18 protein-coding genes are annotated in these 22022 nt (G+C 46.2%); 12 read left to right on the forward strand and 6 right to left on the reverse strand.

Annotation, left to right across the window (positions count from 1 at the left end):
- Window positions 1-5: 5 nt before the first annotated feature.
- The 7 genes from ACOCLE_RS01360 (at window position 6) to ACOCLE_RS01390 (ending at window position 6575) form a co-directional block, all read left to right on the forward strand.
- A complete protein-coding gene (locus tag ACOCLE_RS01360) occupies window positions 6-731 on the forward strand; it encodes a 5-oxoprolinase subunit PxpA (RefSeq protein ID WP_419535196.1) in 726 nt (241 codons plus the stop codon).
- Window positions 728-1432, forward strand: coding sequence for a 5-oxoprolinase subunit PxpB (gene pxpB / locus ACOCLE_RS01365; RefSeq protein WP_419535197.1), 705 nt, complete (start codon window positions 728-730; stop codon window positions 1430-1432). The genes ACOCLE_RS01360 and pxpB overlap by 4 nt, the downstream gene beginning before the upstream one ends.
- Window positions 1414-2355 (forward strand): biotin-dependent carboxyltransferase family protein, encoded by a 942-nt coding sequence (locus tag ACOCLE_RS01370; RefSeq protein WP_419535198.1) that lies wholly within the window; start codon window positions 1414-1416, stop codon window positions 2353-2355. The genes pxpB and ACOCLE_RS01370 overlap by 19 nt, the downstream gene beginning before the upstream one ends.
- 217 nt (window positions 2356-2572) lie before the next feature.
- Window positions 2573-3343, forward strand: coding sequence for a PepSY domain-containing protein (locus tag ACOCLE_RS01375; RefSeq protein ID WP_419535199.1), 771 nt, complete (start codon window positions 2573-2575; stop codon window positions 3341-3343).
- A 396-nt stretch (window positions 3344-3739) separates the two neighbouring features.
- Window positions 3740-4531, forward strand: a complete 792-nt coding sequence (locus tag ACOCLE_RS01380; protein WP_419535200.1) for a hypothetical protein — start codon at window positions 3740-3742, stop codon at window positions 4529-4531.
- Window positions 4532-4595: 64 nt separating this feature from the next.
- The gene (locus ACOCLE_RS01385) at window positions 4596-5876 is read left to right on the forward strand and encodes an ISKra4 family transposase (protein WP_419532972.1); all 1281 of its coding nucleotides are present in this window, start codon (window positions 4596-4598) and stop codon (window positions 5874-5876) included.
- A gap of 63 nt (window positions 5877-5939) precedes the next feature.
- Window positions 5940-6575, forward strand: coding sequence for a hypothetical protein (locus ACOCLE_RS01390; protein WP_419535201.1), 636 nt, complete (start codon window positions 5940-5942; stop codon window positions 6573-6575).
- Here the strand turns inward: ACOCLE_RS01390 and tnpC (ACOCLE_RS01395) are convergent.
- Together tnpC (ACOCLE_RS01395) and ACOCLE_RS01400 are read right to left on the reverse strand one after the other, a co-directional pair.
- A complete protein-coding gene (gene tnpC, locus ACOCLE_RS01395) occupies window positions 6542-8047 on the reverse strand; it encodes an IS66 family transposase (RefSeq protein WP_419532963.1) in 1506 nt (501 codons plus the stop codon). The genes ACOCLE_RS01390 and tnpC (ACOCLE_RS01395) overlap by 34 nt on opposite strands.
- A gap of 48 nt (window positions 8048-8095) precedes the next feature.
- Entirely contained in the window at window positions 8096-9376 is a 1281-nt protein-coding gene (locus tag ACOCLE_RS01400; RefSeq protein ID WP_419532972.1) for an ISKra4 family transposase, read from the reverse strand.
- 160 nt (window positions 9377-9536) lie between these two features.
- Here ACOCLE_RS01400 and ACOCLE_RS01405 point away from each other — a divergent pair, with 160 nt between their 5' ends.
- Window positions 9537-10067: a hypothetical protein gene (locus ACOCLE_RS01405; RefSeq protein WP_419535202.1), complete on the forward strand. Its 531-nt coding sequence runs from the start codon at window positions 9537-9539 to the stop codon at window positions 10065-10067.
- Here ACOCLE_RS01405 and tnpC (ACOCLE_RS01410) read toward each other — a convergent pair.
- Window positions 10018-11523: an IS66 family transposase gene (gene tnpC / locus ACOCLE_RS01410; RefSeq protein WP_419532963.1), complete on the reverse strand. Its 1506-nt coding sequence runs from the start codon at window positions 11521-11523 to the stop codon at window positions 10018-10020. The genes ACOCLE_RS01405 and tnpC (ACOCLE_RS01410) overlap by 50 nt on opposite strands.
- A gap of 172 nt (window positions 11524-11695) precedes the next feature.
- Between tnpC (ACOCLE_RS01410) and ACOCLE_RS01415 the strand changes: the two genes are divergently transcribed.
- Both ACOCLE_RS01415 and ACOCLE_RS01420 read left to right on the forward strand, forming a co-directional pair.
- Window positions 11696-13006: a hypothetical protein gene (locus ACOCLE_RS01415; protein ID WP_419535203.1), complete on the forward strand. Its 1311-nt coding sequence runs from the start codon at window positions 11696-11698 to the stop codon at window positions 13004-13006.
- A gap of 50 nt (window positions 13007-13056) precedes the next feature.
- Complete coding sequence (locus ACOCLE_RS01420) at window positions 13057-13455, forward strand: hypothetical protein (protein ID WP_419535204.1); 399 nt, start codon at window positions 13057-13059, stop codon at window positions 13453-13455.
- A gap of 111 nt (window positions 13456-13566) precedes the next feature.
- On the opposite strand, the gene ACOCLE_RS01425 is transcribed toward ACOCLE_RS01420, so the two are convergent.
- The 3 genes from ACOCLE_RS01425 to ACOCLE_RS01435 all read right to left on the reverse strand — a co-directional run bounded on the left by ACOCLE_RS01425 (window position 13567) and on the right by ACOCLE_RS01435 (window position 18752).
- A complete protein-coding gene (locus ACOCLE_RS01425; protein ID WP_419535205.1) occupies window positions 13567-14943 on the reverse strand; it encodes an amino acid permease in 1377 nt (458 codons plus the stop codon).
- A complete protein-coding gene (locus ACOCLE_RS01430; protein ID WP_419535206.1) occupies window positions 14933-16372 on the reverse strand; it encodes an APC family permease in 1440 nt (479 codons plus the stop codon). The genes ACOCLE_RS01425 and ACOCLE_RS01430 overlap by 11 nt, the downstream gene beginning before the upstream one ends.
- A 76-nt stretch (window positions 16373-16448) precedes the next feature.
- Window positions 16449-18752, reverse strand: a complete 2304-nt coding sequence (locus ACOCLE_RS01435) for an Orn/Lys/Arg decarboxylase N-terminal domain-containing protein (protein ID WP_419535207.1) — start codon at window positions 18750-18752, stop codon at window positions 16449-16451.
- Window positions 18753-19221: 469 nt separating this feature from the next.
- Here ACOCLE_RS01435 and argF point away from each other — a divergent pair, with 469 nt between their 5' ends.
- Together argF and ACOCLE_RS01445 are read left to right on the forward strand one after the other, a co-directional pair.
- Window positions 19222-20229 carry an ornithine carbamoyltransferase gene (gene argF, locus ACOCLE_RS01440; protein ID WP_419535208.1) on the forward strand — a complete coding sequence of 336 codons (1008 nt, stop codon included), beginning with the start codon at window positions 19222-19224 and terminating at the stop codon, window positions 20227-20229.
- A gap of 405 nt (window positions 20230-20634) precedes the next feature.
- Window positions 20635-22017 (forward strand): V-type ATP synthase subunit B, encoded by a 1383-nt coding sequence (locus ACOCLE_RS01445; RefSeq protein ID WP_419535209.1) that lies wholly within the window; start codon window positions 20635-20637, stop codon window positions 22015-22017.
- The last annotated feature ends 5 nt before the right edge of the window (window positions 22018-22022 follow it).

Consider the following 22022-nt stretch of genomic DNA (forward strand, 5'->3'; position numbering starts at 1 on the left):
GTGATATGGGTGAGAGTTTTGGCCCCTGGCAAATGGGAAATGATGAAGCGGTGATGCCATGGATTGATATGGCCAATATTGCCTGCGGCTTTCACGCTTCTGACCCCGATATCATGAGTGGCACCGTGAAACAGGCGATAGACTGTGGGGTCACGATTGGGGCCCATCCCGGGTACAACGACAAGACAGGGTTTGGTCGTCGATTTATTCCTCACAGTCCTGAAAGTGTCACGCATCTGGTGGCTTACCAGGTTGGCGCGCTGGATGCTATCTGCCAGCAACATGGTGTTCGTGTAAAGTATATTAAGCCCCATGGTGCGCTCTATCATGAGATGATGAACAATCCAGACGTATTTGAGGCCATTGTGATTGCGGCTTCAAACATGGATTACAAGCCAGCACTCATGATTCAGGCCATGGCTGATAATGAATCACAAAAAAAGATAGCGGACAGGTATGCGGTATCATTGATTTATGAAGCCTATGCTGACAGGGCTTATGATGATAATGGCTTGTTGGTATCAAGGTCTGTACCGGGGGCTGTTTACCAGGAATCAGCCGCGATACTTCAGCAGGTTAAAGACTTACTCTCAGGAGAGGTTAATACCATCAGTGGAAACCGGCTGGAATTGAAAGCTGACAGTCTGTGTGTTCATGGTGATAATCTTGACGCCATCGCACTGATTCAACAGATTCGACAAATGTTAAAATCGGCAGACTCGACTCCATGATGGACATCCAGCCTGTCTCAGAAACGGCGTTGATCATAAAGCTGGGTGATCATATTGATACCCGGCTTGCGGTAAAAATAGGCGACTTGGCTGACTATATCAGAAATAGTCTTTCGTCAGAGCTGATTGAAGTTATTCCTTCTTATACGACGATTTATATTCAGTACCACCCTCTGAAAGCTGATTATTATGAGTTAAAAAAAAGATTGCAGGTGTTGGGTGATTCCTTTTCTCTGACTGGTGTTCACAGTCAAAAGTTAAGTAAGGTGATTACCTTACCCGTCTATTACAGCCTGGAAACGGGTCCAGACTTGCCTGAAATAGCCCGATTTCATAACTGTACAGTTGATGAGGTTGTTCATATACACAGTCAATCGACCTATGTTGTCTGTGCTATCGGTTTCAGTCCTGGTTTTGCCTTCCTTGGTGCTGTTGATCCCTCCATTGCAATGCCAAGAAAAACGGAACCAAGAAAGATGTTGCCTGCTGGGAGTGTGGGGATAGCTGACCGGCAGACAGCCGTATACCCTTCCAATACACCCGGGGGATGGCAGATTATTGGTAACTGCCCAATTTCTCTGGTTGATTTTGATAAGACGCCTATGTCGTCTTTTTCTGTGGGTCTTTCTGTTAAATTCCAACCCATATCACGGGATGAGTTTTTTGAGCTTGGAGGCACTGTGTGGTCGCACTGGAAGTGATTGACCCTGGAATGCTGGTGCAACTTCAGGACACTGGTCGAGAGGGAATGGGGTATCAGGGCTTGGCCCAGGGAGGGCCGATGGATCTTCATGCCTATTGCTGGGCAAATTACCTTCTGGAGAACAGCATGTCTTGTCCCCAGTTGGAGATAACGGGTGGACAGGCCAAGTTTCTAGCACATCGAGCCGTAACGCTGGTTTTAACAGGGGCAGACCTGGGCGCCAGAATCAACAACCAGCCTGTAGGTGGTTGGAGAACTATTCACCTCAATAAGGGAGATATACTTTCGTTTCTGTTTCCCCGGAAAGGTCTAAGAGCTTATCTGGCTATTCCTGGCGGTTTTTCTGCACCAGCGGTTTTTGGCAGTGTCGCGACCGTTGCCAGGGATGGTATTGGTGGGTTTGGGGCAAACAATAGAGCTGGCTGCCAGATAAGACAGGGGGATTGTCTTGAGTCGATCACTGATCAAGTTTTCAAGCCAGAAATCAACCGGATGATTCCAGTTCGCTATATTCCGGAATATGAGCAGGAGCTCAGGCTGAATCTAATAGAGTCATATCAGGCGTCGGCATTCTCAGAAGAAAGTCGTAAACGGTTCTATGAGTCAAACTTTACGCTATCATCAAACAGTGACCGAATGGGGTATCGATTAGACGGGGCTGATATTACTCCCCCCTTCAGTGGTGTGATTTCTGAAGGTATAGCCCTGGGGGCTGTTCAGATACCTGAAAATGGCCAGCCAATTATTCTTATGCGTGATCACCAGACACTGGGTGGTTACCCAAAGATTGGCTGTGTTGCACAGATGGACTTAAATAAGCTGGCACAGGCAATGCCAGGCACCTTAGTACGTTTCCAGCCTATACTTTTTGAGACTGCCGGGAAGAAGTTAAAAAGATTCTACACCTTCTTCAACCTTTAACTTTCAGCTTTCCTATTGGGTAATGCTGCTTGCAATATAGAAAATCAATTCTAGATTAACTGTATCAGCTCAGCATTAACGAGCATAAAGACTACCATCAATGACGCCTGCCATCTTTGCGCTTTCCCCACGTCCTTTTGAAGATTTTTATACCCGTGTTCGGTGGTAGTTAACGTTATTTCCTCAGCGCTTGTTGCATAAGAAGAGGAGTTTTCTAATGAAAGTGTTCTGTTTTCGTATTCCTATAGTGTTAGGGGTATTGGCGGGTGTGGCGCTATCGTCATCTACAGCTTTTTCTGCTGGCAGTAGTGCTCCAGCAACGCCAGCACATCTTGAACAGCCTGGTAAATTGAGATCAATGGTACCTCTTGACCAGTTGATTGTGACAACCCGTAATAAGTTTGGAAATAAAGCATCTGATGTGGTTGTTCACTCAGCGCGTCTTCTGGAAGAGGAGCGGCAGAAGGTGTTTGTTATCGACTTTATTGATGCCAATAACAAGCTGGAACGTGTTGTTTATGACGCTTTTAGTGGCAAGCAGGTCGATCATGCACCGATGCAGACGCCTATGCCAATGGAAGAGATACTCGCAAAGGTCGACAGCAAGTATCCAGGATCGAATCGAATCAGAACCTGGCTGGAAAGGCAGAATGGGGGCATGGTCTATGTTATCGAACTGGCTGATAAGCAGTTCAAGGTAAAGCGCCGTCAGTTAACCATGGATGCTTATACTGGTCGTGTGATCAAGGATGAGACCTATGATATGAAGCCGGATGGAAAGCAGATATCCCTTGAGCAGATTATTAAAAATGCCCGGGAAAAATACCGGGGAATGGTGGTGCTGAGAACTCGGAGCAGCATGAAAGACAACATTAAAGTTAGAGAAATTGTTTTCCTGGATGACAACCGAATCAGGCATAAGATGGTGGTCAATGCAGTAACAGGAGAGGTCATAGAGGACAGAATTGCGCCATTAAGCTGGATTTAAGAATGGCTGGTAAATTTGAGGGGGATTAGTGAGTATTCGGCTTTTAATTTGTGGATTGTATTCCAGCTGCATATTCTTTGTGGCTGGTTTTCTATGTTGATTAAGGTGGGAGAGTCTTTGAGATATTATTGGTACGTGCTTTTCATTTTATAATGTTGCTTGTTTTTACTTTATCTTTGCATATTAAAAAAAACTGATTCTTTACAATGCCTACTATTAATCCGCATGGCTTATTTAAATGTGTTGCTTCGAAATTTTGCTTTTCGATTGGTGGTGGCGTTTGCTTAAATGCTTCTGGTTCTATTTTTCACCATTAAAAATTCTTGAGCTTTATGACTAAGCATCGCGAGTTCCTGCCAGATTTATAAAAACAGTGTAATAATATAAGAAGGATTGATGATGCATCAATCAATAGTGGTTACCTCTTCACAAAATGCCGTACCACAATTGCCTAATAATGACTTAGGGCATCGTAGGAAGCTTACAAAAAGCGAGTCTGCCCGAAGCTTGGGGCGATATGATGTTTCGACTCTCTCTCCCAGCTCCGCAACACCAGAGAGGTGCCGTTCTTTTCCTAATTTATCCCCTCACACTGCTACACGCAGTCAGCTTTCAGGTCTTACTCATCAGCCTAAATTAAGCCTCAAGGGTGGGGCTGGAATTGCTACTGCAGATGAACCTTCTTCTGTGCGGGCCAGAGAGGTTAGTCCGCGAGAGCCTGAACTAAATATGAAAGTGCCAGATCATGCTTCCGGTGATACCAAAAAAAGTCTAGCAGAGCATTCGACTTCAGGTACTTCGAGCAAGGTCTCTGTGTCTAATAATGATGAATGCCGTACTTCTATAGCGCCAGATGGTCGTGCTTCTCTGATGCAAGTTTCTGATGGCGTTTCTGGTACCGCTGCTGTGAAAGATGATGCCTCATCAAGTACGACCTTGAAAGATGATATGTCTCAAAAACTATCTGGGCCTGAAGGAGTAGTAGCTTTTGATGAAATGGCAGCAGACCTAATGGTTAATGAACAAGAATTATTCAATGAAAATTTTTGGAATGACTTTAATGATGACGAATCTTTCTGTGGTGAATATTTTGAAGAAAAACAGCCTCCAAAAGAAATGGAGAAAGCTGTTGACTGTCACCTTCTGTTACCTGAAAAACAACTAATAACGGGTGCTCTCTCTGAATGATTGAAACAATAGTGCTCTATTTTCACAGCTACTATGGGAACACCACTCATAATAGTTAACTGTCATGCCCGCTTCTGTTATTTCCAGCTCTACCAAAAGCATCGTTTTGCAAATTGAAGTTTCTATAGATTCAGGCAACATGCTGAATCTTGAAGATAGTTTACAGCGTGCACTCAATGAAGCCGGGCAGCTTGGAACAAAAGAGTTATTGGGGCTATTTGAATCACCCAATAAAGAACCTATCGTCGTTAATCAGCAGAAGTGGAACTACAAAGGAAAGGTTCTTAAGCACTATGAAACCTTATACGGTCGTATACCTTTGGAGCGCTCCGTATATCAGGGTGTCAGAGGTGGCAGTACTCTGGCAGCACTTGATCTTCGTGCCGGTATTATTGGTTCAGCTACCCCCAAATTTGCCAAGTCTATCGCCTGGAAATACAGCCAGATGCCAGCGCCTGCGGTAAAAGAAGATTTTGAGACCAACCATCAAAGGACGCTTTCAAATTCTTATATCAAGCATTTATCGGACAGAGTAGGTGCATTAATTGAAGACCAGCAAGACACTCACTACCACCTTCCTCCACTAAAAGAGCCTGTTGAAACAATAGCCATTGGTCTGGATGGAACCTGCATGCTGCTTTGTGAAGAAGGCTGGAGGGAAGCCATGTGTGGGACATTGAGCCTATATTCTGCAGATGGAGACAGGCTCCACACGATATATACAGCCAGTTCGCCAGAGTATGGTAAACAAAGCTTTATGAGCAAGCTCGACGAGGAGATTGCAGATCTAAAACGACTCTACCCAAATGCCACATACATCGGGGTAGCTGACGGGGCTAGAGAAAACTGGAGTTATTTGAAACAACATACCTCTGGGCAGATACTCGATTTTTATCATGCATCTGAATATTTAGCTGGAGCAGCGGAAGCACTGTTTCCAACCAGTAAGGCGAAGCGACACCAGTGGCTTGAAGACAGGCTACATAGTTTGAAAAACAAGCGTGGAGCAGCCAAAAAAATCCTTCAGGAAATTGAATCAGCCGAGCTCCCGAAAAAGACAATCGCACTGACAGAGAAGCGCTACAAAGCTGTGAGCTATTTTACAAACAATCACCAGTTAATGAATTATCATCAGGCGCTTAAACGCCATTGGCCAATAGGTTCAGGAGTTACTGAAGCGGCTTGTAAGACTCTGGTAAAGCAACGATTATGTGGTTCTGGAATGAGGTGGAAAGCAACAGGAGCGGAAGTGCTTTTGACAACAAGAGCACTGATCCAGAGTAAGGGGCGCTGGGAACAACTTTGGTCTGAGTTCATGACTGGAAAGGTTGAAGCTAACCTATGAGTCAGTTATCAAATTGAGAGAGCACCCCTAATAACTTCATTTACTCAGACAGGTCAGCAAGATGTGACTTGTCTGGTTGGTAGAGCTGTTGATTATCAGCTGCCTTTTCCTGAAAAGCTATTAGCTAGTTCATTAACCCAGACAAGTCAGCAAGACTTGTCTGGGTTGCTTGATGAGACTGGTGAGGTTGACGAGAGTATTGAGTCTGTAGCATCACCTGATGAGTTACTTGAAATAGACTCTCAGGCACAAAGAATGCTTTTATGGAATAAACTCAATCATATCATAAATGACCTTGTTCAGAGAGGGGTTCCTGGGTTCAATCACCCGTGTGAAAAACAAGCTGAATTGGGGACTGTATATGAGCTTATTACCAACTCATTAGAGAATAGATTGTCAGGTATTAAGGCATCACCCATTGACGTCTTACGTATAAGGATTGCAGATGAGTTGAGTGGTTTTTTGCAATTTATGGATGAAGAAAACACCCCTGATTCTATTTCTAAATTGGTGAGCTTGTTGAAGTGTAAGGGCGATTTTAGTGAATTTGAAAAGAAGGTTAGTAAAAGTAAAAATCTGAAATTTCTGCATGTGGTTACTGCTTGGGATAAAAGTTATAATGAAAGTGATGACATTAATATTAAAAATGGATTGTTGGATTGTAACTATTCAGCACCCAGCAAAGGCGTATTGTTGTAATTTCGAACCGCTTTAAGAAGCGCCTGAAATATGTTCAACCCCTGCTTTTTAGCAGATGATAAATAGCTTCGGATTCGGGTAAACATGGTACCTCCGTCTTCGCTTCTGAAGCAGCCTGAGATCTTCTGCTTAAGTTTGGCCATCCTGGCATCACGTTCACTGCCATTGTTATCGAAGGGAATTGAAAAGTCCGACATGAAGCGCAACGTTTCAACCTTAAACTCAATAAGCCTTTTGAACAGGTTGTAGGCCTTGGTATTCCTGACCTTCTTACGTCCAAGCACCTGTCGTTGTTTTTCCATATAAGCGGTTTCCTTCGTGAGAGCCCTTTGAAGGATTTGGTCGTATATCGTCTCAATGCGAAGCTGTATTGCACCAGGCATTTGAGTCAGACCGGCTGCTTTGTATTTCTTGCAGAAGTGCCAGGAGAGCGTAAGCAATTTCATCAGCCGCAGAGCCAGCTTATTCGCATCCCTATCGACAACTCCCTGAAGCTCTCTCAGATGATGGGCATTACAAAGCACATGCACTGCCGCATAGGCAAAGTAGGACTTCCAATGATCGTGAACCAGAATGCCTGCAAAAGTCAGCAGGATGCCCATTGCATCCATTGCTTCACAACCTCGCCTTTCTGAGAGGTAGTAAAGCGTCCATTGGTCATCTCGCATAATGTGTAACCACCACAGTGAACCGTCAACCCGCATGCCAGTTTCATCCGCTCCTGCAACCGGACTTTCTTGTAAAGCATCGCGGATACTCTGCTCAGTAGAGGCCAGGTTCTCATGGGTATAGGCAACAAAATTGGCAACAGAGCCTGCGCTGACACTCATGCAATAAATAGTATTGAAATACTCAGACACCCGGTGATATGGGATGAAGTGATACTGGTTTAAATGAACAGCCATTGCCTGAGTCACTTCTCCGTATTGAGCAGCGGCTTTCACTCCTTGGGGAAACTCAGCGGTGTTCCGTTTACCACAAGGACATACTTTAACGTCTGCCCAGTACGCGGTAACTTCAAATTCTCCGGGTCTACCTGGATCAAAAACCTGTCGCTCAATGTATTTGGTGGGTTTAATATCGATAAGCGAAGACTGGCAACAGCAACATTTTTCAACCTTCAGATGCCTGACATAATCGGGTAAGGCGACACGTCTCAAACAAGAGCCTTGATGACCTTTCTGGCCACCTGGTTTATTGCCTGAAGATGGTCTAAGGCTTTTGGGGTTCGGTGTTTCCTGTGAGGAGCAGGGGGCTTCTTTGGAAGATGTATCACCTTTATCACTCCCTTTTTTACTGGGCTTTTGATAACCATCTGACGATGGTGGCTTACTACTGTTTTGACTGTTTTTATTAACCCTTTCTTCCAGTTCGCTGCAACGTTCCCGTAAAAGCGCATTCTCGGTCCGAAGCTCTTCATTCTCTTTAAGGAGAGCTTCGGTAAACGGAGTAGCTGGGAAGTCTGGTTCCATACTGGAGATTTGTTAGAAAAAGGGTGCTCTCTCAATTTGATAACTGACTCATAGGTTAGCTTCAACCTTTCCAGTCATGAACTCAGACCAAAGTTGTTCCCAGCGCCCCTTACTCTGGATCAGTGCTCTTGTTGTCAAAAGCACTTCCGCTCCTGTTGCTTTCCACCTCATTCCAGAACCACATAATCGTTGCTTTACCAGAGTCTTACAAGCCGCTTCAGTAACTCCTGAACCTATTGGCCAATGGCGTTTAAGCGCCTGATGATAATTCATTAACTGGTGATTGTTTGTAAAATAGCTCACAGCTTTGTAGCGCTTCTCTGTCAGTGCGATTGTCTTTTTCGGGAGCTCGGCTGATTCAATTTCCTGAAGGATTTTTTTGGCTGCTCCACGCTTGTTTTTCAAACTATGTAGCCTGTCTTCAAGCCACTGGTGTCGCTTCGCCTTACTGGTTGGAAACAGTGCTTCCGCTGCTCCAGCTAAATATTCAGATGCATGATAAAAATCGAGTATCTGCCCAGAGGTATGTTGTTTCAAATAACTCCAGTTTTCTCTAGCCCCGTCAGCTACCCCGATGTATGTGGCATTTGGGTAGAGTCGTTTTAGATCTGCAATCTCCTCGTCGAGCTTGCTCATAAAGCTTTGTTTACCATACTCTGGCGAACTGGCTGTATATATCGTGTGGAGCCTGTCTCCATCTGCAGAATATAGGCTCAATGTCCCACACATGGCTTCCCTCCAGCCTTCTTCACAAAGCAGCATGCAGGTTCCATCCAGACCAATGGCTATTGTTTCAACAGGCTCTTTTAGTGGAGGAAGGTGGTAGTGAGTGTCTTGCTGGTCTTCAATTAATGCACCTACTCTGTCCGATAAATGCTTGATATAAGAATTTGAAAGCGTCCTTTGATGGTTGGTCTCAAAATCTTCTTTTACCGCAGGCGCTGGCATCTGGCTGTATTTCCAGGCGATAGACTTGGCAAATTTGGGGGTAGCTGAACCAATAATACCGGCACGAAGATCAAGTGCTGCCAGAGTACTGCCACCTCTGACACCCTGATATACGGAGCGCTCCAAAGGTATACGACCGTATAAGGTTTCATAGTGCTTAAGAACCTTTCCTTTGTAGTTCCACTTCTGCTGATTAACGACGATAGGTTCTTTATTGGGTGATTCAAATAGCCCCAATAACTCTTTTGTTCCAAGCTGCCCGGCTTCATTGAGTGCACGCTGTAAACTATCTTCAAGATTCAGCATGTTGCCTGAATCTATAGAAACTTCAATTTGCAAAACGATGCTTTTGGTAGAGCTGGAAATAACAGAAGCGGGCATGACAGTTAACTATTATGAGTGGTGTTCCCATAGTAGCTGTGAAAATAGAGCACTATTGTTTCAATCATTCAGAGAGAGCACCCTAGAAAAATTGAGTATAAGATGATGGTCGAAAAATCAGAAAATTCCAGATTTATATGAAGGGTGCTGAATAGTTACGTTGGATTTATTATATCCAGTAATTCAAAGTAATATTCGACAAGCTTCGAGAAATACCAATATTGGTATTTCTACAGAAGAGTTTAATCAAATTGAAAAACTTATTCTGATCTACTTTCTTACAATAGGGCAGCTAACTGTTGATTTATGCGGGGATTTTGATCCCCGTCTAATCAGTCAAATGAAAAAAGATAACCCTGTTTGGCGAACAAAATGTTCTCGATTTGTAAATACTGCTCTGGATAAGCCAGCACAGATAGTAGTGGCTATGCTTTATGTAGTTGCTACAATTGTGCACTCCATCAGTTCTGGTTATATTTCTGATAATTTTCAATTGCAATCTATCATTGCCATAACGATGGCTGTATATTTTGGAGTTTCTATACCTTACGGGTCCGTGAAGAACTCGGTGGAGATATTTCGTACTGGACAGTCTGACCCTACAAGTTCCAAACCTTTGATGTGGCTTAGTATAATAGTAACTATTCAGCACCCAGCAAAGGCGTATTGTTGTAATTTCGAACCGCTTTAAGAAGCGCCTGAAATATGTTCAACCCCTGCTTTTTAGCAGATGATAAATAGCTTCGGATTCGGGTAAACATGGTACCTCCGTCTTCGCTTCTGAAGCAGCCTGAGATCTTCTGCTTAAGTTTGGCCATCCTGGCATCACGTTCACTGCCATTGTTATCGAAGGGAATTGAAAAGTCCGACATGAAGCGCAACGTTTCAACCTTAAACTCAATAAGCCTTTTGAACAGGTTGTAGGCCTTGGTATTCCTGACCTTCTTACGTCCAAGCACCTGTCGTTGTTTTTCCATATAAGCGGTTTCCTTCGTGAGAGCCCTTTGAAGGATTTGGTCGTATATCGTCTCAATGCGAAGCTGTATTGCACCAGGCATTTGAGTCAGACCGGCTGCTTTGTATTTCTTGCAGAAGTGCCAGGAGAGCGTAAGCAATTTCATCAGCCGCAGAGCCAGCTTATTCGCATCCCTATCGACAACTCCCTGAAGCTCTCTCAGATGATGGGCATTACAAAGCACATGCACTGCCGCATAGGCAAAGTAGGACTTCCAATGATCGTGAACCAGAATGCCTGCAAAAGTCAGCAGGATGCCCATTGCATCCATTGCTTCACAACCTCGCCTTTCTGAGAGGTAGTAAAGCGTCCATTGGTCATCTCGCATAATGTGTAACCACCACAGTGAACCGTCAACCCGCATGCCAGTTTCATCCGCTCCTGCAACCGGACTTTCTTGTAAAGCATCGCGGATACTCTGCTCAGTAGAGGCCAGGTTCTCATGGGTATAGGCAACAAAATTGGCAACAGAGCCTGCGCTGACACTCATGCAATAAATAGTATTGAAATACTCAGACACCCGGTGATATGGGATGAAGTGATACTGGTTTAAATGAACAGCCATTGCCTGAGTCACTTCTCCGTATTGAGCAGCGGCTTTCACTCCTTGGGGAAACTCAGCGGTGTTCCGTTTACCACAAGGACATACTTTAACGTCTGCCCAGTACGCGGTAACTTCAAATTCTCCGGGTCTACCTGGATCAAAAACCTGTCGCTCAATGTATTTGGTGGGTTTAATATCGATAAGCGAAGACTGGCAACAGCAACATTTTTCAACCTTCAGATGCCTGACATAATCGGGTAAGGCGACACGTCTCAAACAAGAGCCTTGATGACCTTTCTGGCCACCTGGTTTATTGCCTGAAGATGGTCTAAGGCTTTTGGGGTTCGGTGTTTCCTGTGAGGAGCAGGGGGCTTCTTTGGAAGATGTATCACCTTTATCACTCCCTTTTTTACTGGGCTTTTGATAACCATCTGACGATGGTGGCTTACTACTGTTTTGACTGTTTTTATTAACCCTTTCTTCCAGTTCGCTGCAACGTTCCCGTAAAAGCGCATTCTCGGTCCGAAGCTCTTCATTCTCTTTAAGGAGAGCTTCGGTAAACGGAGTAGCTGGGAAGTCTGGTTCCATACTGGAGATTTGTTAGAAAAATTGAGTATAAGATGATGGTCGAAAAATCAGAAAATTCCAGATTTATATGAAGGGTGCTGAATAGTTACGTATAATATTTAATACACTTAAAGATGCAACATCTCTTGGTGGTAGCGTTCTTGCTCTTTCTGGATTGACGACACCGATCCCCTTGTTACAATCAGCTAACCTGCTTTGTAGCACTATTTTTCCTCTTTTACTTGTATACAGGGCTAAAGAGACAAATGGTGTTCAATTTGATACCAGCAAACTTAAGCGTCTTTCCCCCCTTGTTGTGCTTCCAGGGTTGACCATTGCTGTCCTTGGTATTGGGTTTCCCTATTTTTGTTCAGATATATGTGAGAAATATTTAAGATATCATGGCGGTTCAGGTTTTTTAATGCACACTTTGAGATCAACCTTTAGCAATCTGCTAATTGCTTCTGGTGATATGAATAAAGAGGTTAATCGTGTTGCAGTTTTGTCTTCTATTTCTGCCTCTCTAATGATGACGATTAAAATGTTTATTGATATTGATCGTTGTGAGTCTTCCAAAGTAAAAAAGGAGTTACAGTCTTTTAAGGGGTATCTGGCTTTCAGGTATGTGGTTACAGTATTTACCGCTCTGTTTTCTATGGCTGACCCCTATAAACCAGTAAACCCAGTGGTTGGAAAATCTACCGTTAAACCAGCAACCCCTGGAGCAGGTACTTCACAAACTGCTGAAGGTATGATGACCACTCCTTCCACAGTAACGGATCTAACAACAGATAGAGGGCTGATTTCAAACGGTACTTCAACTGCGGGTAACCATACGACGGCTTTATCTGACCATGAGGTTGAAGGTGAAGTAGTTGGCTTTTTTTTCGTTATTCTGTCTATCCTTGATGGCTTTAAGGGGATGTTCTGGGAGCCGGGTGTAGCAAATTTTAGTCGCAGAGCCATTAAGAACGTAGTAAGAGAAAAGCAGCTTAATGAATTGCAGGAACAATTTAAAAGTACTGTTCGTGAGGAATTGTCTGGAGTTAGAAGTGTTGAAGTCATTATTGAAAGAATTGTGAAAACATTCAGTGACTTTGGCTTATCTGAGCAGTTAGAAAAAATCTGCTCTGCTGGTTTTAAGCCAGACTGGCACGATATTTATGAAACTGTTCGAAGTATGGCGCATACTTTAACAGTTCATAGAACACATCACTCAGGGCGCCCGGATTTGAATGAGTTTTTATTCCATCAAAGAAAAGATGTTGCTGCGGAAGGTTTGTCTGGAGAGGCGGATTCAGGTGCAGAGGTTATAGCTATCTCAGGAGCTAAGGGAGTAGTAAAGTTCTCGAGTCCACGTTATTTAAAATCACTGGGCCCTTCTGAAAGAACGAGCTCAGAAATGGTACCTTTATTGGACATGGGTAAACCAGAGTTAGATATTCATCATAGGGGGGGGATATGTTGTCAGCTCACACTGTGGATTGTTCAGGTGGGCCGCTGAAAAGTTCACCTCCATTAGAGATATCTGGGCGTTTTACAATTTCGACGGTTATGAGCGATGAACTTCATGGCAAAGCAACAGTATCAAGTGACTTGCCTTCTAAGCTGAGTGATCTCAGCAAGTCCCCTTCTGCTAAAAATGATGGGTCTTTAAGCTCTGAGCCTTCCATTGGTGAGGTAGATGGTACTGACCAGAAGGTAGTTGTAACAGTTGCCCATAAGCAAGGAAAAGCCTCACATTCAGTAATTAATATTCCTGAAGCTCAAGGGGGTGGTTTTTCTGCTCTGCCACCGAGTGTTGCAGGAGCCCATGTTATTGACATAGAAAATCAGGGTGCTGACTTTGATAAAGGAATAGAAACGCAAAAGATTATTAGTTCTTCCTGGGCTGGTAAACCGGTGGTATTTGAAGATTTGTCACGTGAGGACGATTCACGAGTTCCCAAATAGCATTTCCATATACGGCTATTTAGCATGACCTGCTTTTTATGCTTTTGGAAATAAATGGGGAGATAGCGCTCCCTCATTTATTGAGTTGAAAAAGTGGGTGGGTATTCATTATTAACCATCATCACTGTCAACATTAACAATCTTAATATTCATCAAAATCGCATAGATACCCGGAACAATCATCACCATGGCGATGACCATCATCAGTTCATCATAATTGGCTGAAGCAAAGGCAGAGATAATAAACAGTGAAGAAAGAGCCACAATCGCGATGTTGGAGCGGGATGTCTTCTTCTCCAGGTGATCCAGTTTCAGTAATGCTACGCCGGACCAGAAATAAGGAAATAACAGTAACAGAACCGAGATGGTTACTGAGATATTAAACGCCTCGGCAATATCGCTGCCCATCAACATCAGAACCAGTTCTACGGCGGTCATGATGACGCCGTTAATCACCAATCCCTTGCTGGCAATGCCATATCGATTGGTATAGGAATAGGCTTTCGGCAGAAAGCCATTGTCGGCACTGGTTTTTGCCGCGCTGACTGAGTTCAGTCCCCAGACCATGAAGCTAGCGATACAGGCGATGGCCATGACCAGTGATACTATCTGGCCAACGTAGGTAGAGTGGAAGATTTTTTCCATGGAAAGGGCAAAGGACGCAGGGGCTTCCTGAATCACTTTGGCGGTAAACATGCCTTCCATCACCGTAGTGGAAAGGATGTAAAAAACAGCCACGACCAGAAAGCCAACAATGGTCGCAACAGGTACCACCTTTTGGGGGTTTTCTATCTGCTCCGCATTGGTGGCCACACTCTCTACTCCCACATAAGAAAAGATCAGTATGGCAAACCCGGCCATAATAGCTGAACCGTCGCCTTTGCCTGAGACATTCCAGTTTTCACGAAACTGGGCTGGGCTGAACTCCAGCCACCCAAGAACACTGGTCAGTACAACAGCGATCAGCAGAAGTGTGACGGTGATGGACACTACCTGTGCAATGATGCCGACCCCTCTCAGGGAAAGCACCACAAAGAGCCAGATCAGAGCGATTACCGTACAGCCGAGAACGATCGGATCATTCAGTTCGGGAATAAACATGGCAATGTAGCCAAGGCCCGCTATAAGAATGGACACATTGGATATCAAGTTCCCATAGACATAAAAGAAACCGCACTTGGCACCAATGATCGGGCTGACGGTGGTGGCCAGTGCTGTGGGGCTTGGGTCATCAAAACGTTCACCGGCTCTGACATAGACCAGTGTGAGAAAAAGGGCACCCAGGGTAACCAGGATAAAAGAGACCAGTGTGATCGAGCCGGTAAAAGCAAGCTGTTGAGGCAGGGCAATGACACCGCTGCCGGCAAGGCTGGAAATAATTAAAAAGGTGGCACCGATGACACCCAGTTTTTTCGCATTACTCCCTGTTGGGTTTGAGTCAGGTTGACTTGAAGACGTCTGTTGTTTATCCGGGGTGTCACTGGACATGGTGAAGACTCCTGTGCCCTGCGCGGTGGTAATAAAACAGTGGTAATGACATAAAGATGATGCAGCCAGCCAGCAGGAAGCCAATGTAGCCGAGGATTGCGGTTAGTCCCTCTTCTCTGACGGCGGCTGTGGGGATAAAGCCAAAAATGAAGACAAAGCAGCTGGTGATAATGGCAACCCCGGAAACCAGCCAGATACCGGGCTTGCCGCCGGGAATCCGGTAGCTGCGATAGATCTCAGGGCGTGAGTAGCGCAGTTTTATTGCTGCGGCAAACATCAGCAGATACATGATCAGATAAAGCTGTGCAGCAAGGGCATTCATCAACATAAAGGCACTGCTGACCGAAGGCATGAATAAAATAGCCAGTGATAGCAGGGCGGAGAGTGAGGCTTGCAGAATTAAAATGGGTACAGGAACACCGTATTTATTGTTTTTCTGCCACAGGCTTGGGAAGTAGCCTTCCTGAGCGGCTTCGCGAATGCCTTTTGAAGGACCGATCATCCAGGTGATGACCATAATCATGGCACCATAGGCAATCAGCAGGGTAATGATTGGGGCCAGCCAGGAGAGGTCATGGATGGCAAAAAAGGTTCTAAGCGCCTGATCCACACCGGCACTCAAGCTGACATCACTGGAAGGGATCACCAGCGCAATGGAAAGTGATGCCAGCAACGACAGAGCGATGATCAGGACACAGGCTGAAAAAATGGCTTTTGGGTAACTCTTTCCCGGGTCTTTGACTTCTGTGACATGAACGGCGGACATCTCCATACCGGTAAACGACACCAGCATGGCGGCCATCAGCATCAGGTGCTGGATATTTTCAAACTTTGGAATAGTGGCTGCCCAGGAAAAGTGAATGGCAGTGGGTTTACCCGATAAAAGGTACATTCCACCCAGCGTGATAATAATCAGGCAGGGAATAATACTGCCAATAATAACGCCTGTAGTGCTGAGCAGGGCCGAGAACTTCAGCCCTCTCAGGTTGACCAGTGTAGAAAAAGCCAGTGCCAGCCAGATAAACCCGACCACAAACCATTTATTTTCGGCCAGTGCCGGATGAATGATGTAGGCCACGGCAGAAGCTGCAAAGGCAAGAACCATGGCAAACCAGGGCAGGTTTTCTACCCACTGCATAAAAATCGCAACGACACCCCACTTGGGGCCAAAGGCTTCAGTAACCCATAGATAAACCCCGCCTTCACCCTGCCAGCCGGAAGCCAGTTCAGCAGATACCAGGGCGGAAGGAATAAAGAAGCACAGTGCTGCCAGGCCGAGGTAGAAAACCAGTGAGTACCCATACTCTGCCAGACTGGGGAGAGCATGGAGAGCCAGTATGGCTGCCACATTGATCATGGTTAGGGTGAAAACGTTGAGCTTGTGAGGCAGCTTTTTTAAACGTACATGGCTTGATGTTTTTTTCTTCATCATTCTCTTGGTAAAGAGCGGGAGTCGGCTCGGTCGTTAAAAGTAGACCGGGAGCGTGAAACTCCCGGTGGATGGGTCATGCCTTCACGCATAGGGTATGGAAGAATTTCTTGCCGTCCCGTTCTACTCGTTCGACGCCATGTATATCGCTTTCGTAGCCTGGGAACAGGTTTTCAAAGTTCTGTCTTGCCGTCAGATAGTCAAAAATGGGTCTGGCTTTATCATTCATGGATTCCCCCCCCATCATGATGGGGATTCCGGGAGGGTAGGGAACCATCATGACGGCTGGAACCCGCCCCTCCATGGCTTCCAGCTCCACATACTCAACCTGTTTTCTGACGACGCAGTGGTAAGCATCGGCTGGCTTCATGGCTGGGTCCGGAATGACCTGGAAGGCAGCCTGCATCTTGTCGAGCATCTGGTGCTCTTTAAAATACTGGTGAATTTCATTGCAATGATCCTTCAGGCCGACACCGGCGTAAGTCTCCGGATAGTCAGTGACCAGTCTTGGCAGTGCCTGTTCAAGAGGCGCATTACTGTCATAAAGTGCTTTGAATTTCAGCAACGCTGAAAGCAGGGCGCTTTGTTTGGCTTTGGTGGTACCCAGTGAGTTGAGCAGCAGGAAGGAATAATAATCGGTTTTTTCGCAAACGATGCCGTGTTTGATCAGGTAGTCGGTAACGATGGATGCGGGAATGCCTTCATCAGCAAGGTTGCCAGCATCATCAAGCCCTGGCGTGATGAACGTCAGTTTTATGGGATCCAGCATGGCATAGTTGTCTTCAATGTCTTCAAAGCCGTGCCAGTCATTCTTCCGGTTGAATACCCAGGCTTCCTGATGGTTGCCCAGGTATTCCACAGGAACATTTTCAAACGCCGTATCGCTGCCATCGTAATTGACGATGCGAGGTTGCCACATTTCAAAAAACCAGCTTTTGGCGGTTTTCATTTCTCTGGCAATCCGGGTGACTTTCTGGCGCAGTCGAATAGCCTCCAGAATAATATCATTCAGCATGATTTCACCGTTGTCATCCATCATTTTGGTGGCAACGTCCAGCGACGCAATCATGCTGTACTGTGGCGAGGTGGATGAGTGCATCATATAGGATTCATTAATCTCATCCGGGTTGATTTTGACTTTACTGCCACTGCGGATATGCAGCATGGATGCCTGGGAGAAGGCAGTCAGTAGCTTATGAGTCGAGTGGGAGCAGAAGATGGGGGGATGGTCGCTGTTCCTGTCGTCATCCGCCATGCCAAAGTGATCTTTGTAGATTGGATGAAATCGGGCGTAGGCATACCAGGCTTCGTCGAAGTGCAGGTTTTCGACACTTTGCTGAAGCTCTTTTTTAATGTTGATAACGTTGTAGCAGATGCCATCGTAGGTTGAGTTCGTCAGGGCTGACATTTTTACTGCACTCTGACTTTTTATCTCAGCCGGAATATTAGGATGAGCATCAATTTTGCTGCGGATGGATTCTTCCGAAAACTCGGATAAACGGCAGGGGCCGATGATTCCCCGTTTATTTCTTCTCGGAACCATGTACACCGGATAGGCATCGGTAATGACCATGGCATAGTTCAGGGACTTATGACAGTTGCGATCGACAAAGGCAATGTCATCCCTGACCAGCTGGCTGCGCCAGATGATCTGGTTAACGTTGGATGTCCCATTGAGAACGTAATAGGTGTAGTCAGCGCCAAATACACGGGCTGAATTTTTCTCTGCATCACCTACCACTCCAGAATGATCCAGCAAAGAACCGAGTTCTGGTACAGAGATCGACAGATCAGCACGAAAGACATTCTCTCCATAAAAGTCATGCATGGCCGTGCCGGAGGGGCTGTGCAGAAAGCCTTCTCCACCCATGTGGCCGGGCGTGTGCCAGGCGTATTTATACTCCTGAGAGTACTCGACAAGGGCTCCGAAAAAGGTGGGATACACACTCCGGATATACTCATTTACAAAGACATCAATACGCCCGGCGAGAAATTCGATAGTGTCTGCTGTTTTCCACAGAGCATCATCAATAATCTCAAGGACATGAGTAGGAATATTGGCGGCGGCCAGCCTCTCGGTCAGTAGCAGAATCGGGATATGTTTGTTGCGGGAACGAATGAGATTTAGCAGTTCTTCTGGCTCCATATTCTCACTGCAGGTTTCGCTGCGAATATCCCAATCGATAATTACGGCGCCCAGGTCAGAGCGGGACATGAAAATTTCAACGCCATCCTCGTAACTGAATGACGGGTGTACGGTCAGTTCCTGAACCTCTTCCAGATTCTCTACCAGTTCTCGCAGGCGGAAACCTTCGTCATTGTTGGCGTCAAACTGAGCAGAAATAATCAGGACTGGCCATGCCCGTTTGGTGATTTTCATAATCAACCTCGAAGAAAGCGGCTTGACAGGAACTCGGTATTACACAGAGGTGTATGCCTGAGAGTGGCATTGAACAGCGGATAAGTACTTCCACGAAAGGATAGCCCCAGTATGGGAGTTGCGCCAAAAGGATGAGTTGATCGCTGTCGTTTGTTAGGAAAAGTGGCAGCGCAGTGCAATGCATTGGTCAGGTGGAATGTTTTTATGCGTAAAGTGGGAATAAGCAAGGTGCTTTTTATACATGGCAAAGTTTGGAAACGTATTTTTACGTAATGCCTTCCGTATCATCCGGCGCTAGTCTATGTCCGAATGAAATTCAATTTGGAGCTGGACAGCAATAACCGGTCTATGGATGATGTGACTCGCTGACCCCTGATCGTAAGCAGTAATGAGATTGTCACTGACTACGTAAGGACCGCTGGATTGTGTAAGTAAACAACAATAAATGACCTGACACAGGAAACTGTATATGACTCAGAGTTTGCAGAACCGTCATTTTCTCAAGCTACTGGACTTTTCTCCGCTGGAGATCAGCCACTTACTGGAGCGCGCAGCACAGCTGAAAGCGGCAAAGCGATCCGGTACTGAGGAACAGTTTTTAACCGGGCGAAATATTGCCCTGATTTTTGAAAAGGCATCGACCCGAACCCGATGTGCCTTTGAGGTGGCCTGTTTTGATCAGGGCGCCAATGTCACCTACATCGGTGGTGGCTCTCAGATGGGAGCCAAAGAGACGGTTAAGGATACTGCGCGGGTACTGGGGCGTATGTACGACGGTATTGAGTTTCGTGGCCACCTGCAGCAGCACGTTGAAGATCTGGCTGCTTATTCCGGAGTACCGGTATGGAATGGCCTGACCGATGACTGGCATCCAACCCAGGTACTTGCGGATTTTCTGACCATGCAGGAACACGGTAATGGTCGCCCTCTGGCCGAGATGAAACTCTGCTATCTCGGAGATGGCCGTAATAATGTGGCCAACTCGCTGATGGTTGGTTCTGCGAAAATGGGTGTGGATTTCAGAATCGCCGCACCGGCAGAATTTTTCCCTGACACTGCACTCATCGAGCAATGTCGGGAAATTGCCCGGGAGACTGGAGCAAAGGTCACTATTACCGAGTCGGTGGATGAAGCGGTCGCTGGTTGTGATTTTCTTTACACCGACGTTTGGGTTTCCATGGGTGAGCCGATGGAAGCCTGGGATGAAAGGGTAAAACTGATGAAGCCCTACCAGGTGAATCAGACAGTGATGCAGAAAACAGGCAATGCCGGTGTTCGTTTCCTTCACTGCCTGCCAGCCTTTCACAATGATGACACGGTGATTGGCAAAGAAGTCGCTGACAAATTTGGTATGAACGGTCTGGAAGTCACCGAGGACGTGTTTGAGTCGGACGCTTCCATTGTGTTTGATCAGGCAGAAAATCGTATGCATACCATCAAGGCAGTGATGGTGGAAACATTGGGTAGAAGCCGCTAGCCCATAGGGAGTCGGTAGTTCGTAAAAACGACGGTTACCCATCAGAATTGCAGGAAGCAATGAGCCTGTCCTGCTGTTCAGGTAGAACTCTGCGAAACTCGTGGAATTGTCTACTCTATTAGGTGTTTTTCATTCGTTACTTGGAATGGTTCCTCAGTTCTTCCCTCTGGATGACTGAGGTGCCTGCTTTATTGATTGAAATGATTACTAGCAGGAGGCTTGGATAGAGCCAGCAGTACAAATCAGTGTTTGAGCTTATTAGTTTAGTTCAAACATACGACACTTGGCTTATGTTGTGTGCAATGAGGTGTATCGCACTTACTCAGCGTCACCCGTATGACTGATGATCTTCTGAGCCCATGATCCATTCTCTTTTCATTTTCCCAGCAGTATAGAGGAGCAGTAATGCCCCAGAGCCTATTGCGATACACCAATATTCTCAGCATCGTTGGTGACCTCATTCGCGTCCACGTACCTAATCTGGCTGAGGGTGATGCCCAGGCTAACTACGGTGATCTGGCGTTGATTGAGCAGGATGGACAGACATACTCCATGGCGCAGATCATCAAGATTGACCATGAAGAGGTTTCTCTCCAGGTTTTTGCCGGCACCAAGGGGCTATCCACCGGTGCGTCTGTTTGCTTCCTGGGCCAGCCAATGAAGACGACATACTCACCCAATATCCTTGGGCGTATCTTTAACGGTGCTGGTGAGCCTATTGATGGAGGACCTGCTCTTGAACAGGATCCCAAGGTAGAAATCGATGGGCCTTCAGTAAATCCGGTTCGTCGTGTACTGGCTTCCCGCATGGTACGTACCAATGTACCGATGATCGATGTCTTCAACACGCTGGTTGAGTCCCAGAAAATCCCTATCTTCTCTGTCGCTGGTGAGCCCTACAACCGCTTCCTGGCCCGTATTGCCATTCAGGCAGAGGCCGATGTTGTAGTCTTTGGTGGCATGGGCCTGATCTTCGATGATTACCATTTCTTCCGCACGACCTTTGAAGAAGCTGGTGTATCTGCCCGTACCGTTATGTTCACCAATCTGGCTTCAGACCCAACGGTTGAACGTCTGCTGACGCCGGATATGGCGCTGGCGGTGGCTGAACACTTTGCCGTAGAAGAATCCAAAAAGGTTCTGGTTCTGCTGACCGACATGACCTCTTATGCCGATGCCATGAAAGAGATCGGTGTCGCCATGGACAAGATCCCTGCCAACCGTGGTTATATGGGGGATCTCTACTCTCAGCTGGCGCGTCGTTACGAAAAAGCCTGTGACTACAAGGGCGCGGGTTCTGTAACCATTCTGGCGGTTACAACCATGCCAGGTAATGATGTAACTCACCCGGTTCCGGACAACACCGGATATATCACCGAAGGTCAGTTCTACCTGCACGAAGGGCACCTGGATCCATTTGGTTCCCTGTCCCGTTTGAAGCAGATGGTTCAGGGTAAAGAAACCCGCGAAGACCATCCGGCGATCATGAACACCATGATCCGCTTCTACTCGGACTCCGTGAATGCTGCCCAGAAGCAGGCAATGGCGTTTGAACTGTCCAGCTATGACTTGAAAACCATCAAGTTCGGCAAGCTCTTTAAGAAACGCTTTATGTCTCTGGACGCTGCCATGTCCCTGGAAGAAGCGCTGGATAAGTGCTGGGAGACCATGGCCGAATGCTTTGGGCCTGAAGAGACCCTGATGAAGCAGAGTCTTCTGGAAAAATACTGGCCAAATCCAGAGCAACTGGCCGTTGAGGAAGCTTCTGAAGCTGCAGCTGAGGCGTAATTATC

This window comes from Endozoicomonas sp. (genome assembly GCF_965196975.1).
Taxonomy (GTDB): Bacteria; Pseudomonadota; Gammaproteobacteria; order Pseudomonadales; family Endozoicomonadaceae; genus Endozoicomonas.

Bases quoted from the DNA above. Each gene is read 5' to 3' on its own strand.
- ACOCLE_RS01360 (WP_419535196.1), top strand. From the start codon at position 6: ATGGGTGAGAGTTTTGGCCCCTGGCAAATGGGAAATGATGAAGCGGTG.
- pxpB (WP_419535197.1), top strand. From the start codon at position 728: ATGATGGACATCCAGCCTGTCTCAGAAACGGCGTTGATCATAAAGCTG.
- ACOCLE_RS01375 (WP_419535199.1), top strand. From the start codon at position 2,573: ATGAAAGTGTTCTGTTTTCGTATTCCTATAGTGTTAGGGGTATTGGCG.
- ACOCLE_RS01380 (WP_419535200.1), top strand. From the start codon at position 3,740: ATGATGCATCAATCAATAGTGGTTACCTCTTCACAAAATGCCGTACCA.
- ACOCLE_RS01385 (WP_419532972.1), top strand. From the start codon at position 4,596: ATGCCCGCTTCTGTTATTTCCAGCTCTACCAAAAGCATCGTTTTGCAA.
- tnpC (WP_419532963.1), bottom strand. From the start codon at position 8,047: ATGGAACCAGACTTCCCAGCTACTCCGTTTACCGAAGCTCTCCTTAAA.
- ACOCLE_RS01400 (WP_419532972.1), bottom strand. From the start codon at position 9,376: ATGCCCGCTTCTGTTATTTCCAGCTCTACCAAAAGCATCGTTTTGCAA.
- tnpC (WP_419532963.1), bottom strand. From the start codon at position 11,523: ATGGAACCAGACTTCCCAGCTACTCCGTTTACCGAAGCTCTCCTTAAA.
- ACOCLE_RS01420 (WP_419535204.1), top strand. From the start codon at position 13,057: ATGAGCGATGAACTTCATGGCAAAGCAACAGTATCAAGTGACTTGCCT.
- ACOCLE_RS01425 (WP_419535205.1), bottom strand. From the start codon at position 14,943: ATGTCCAGTGACACCCCGGATAAACAACAGACGTCTTCAAGTCAACCT.
- ACOCLE_RS01430 (WP_419535206.1), bottom strand. From the start codon at position 16,372: ATGAAGAAAAAAACATCAAGCCATGTACGTTTAAAAAAGCTGCCTCAC.
- ACOCLE_RS01435 (WP_419535207.1), bottom strand. From the start codon at position 18,752: ATGAAAATCACCAAACGGGCATGGCCAGTCCTGATTATTTCTGCTCAG.
- argF (WP_419535208.1), top strand. From the start codon at position 19,222: ATGACTCAGAGTTTGCAGAACCGTCATTTTCTCAAGCTACTGGACTTT.
- ACOCLE_RS01445 (WP_419535209.1), top strand. From the start codon at position 20,635: ATGCCCCAGAGCCTATTGCGATACACCAATATTCTCAGCATCGTTGGT.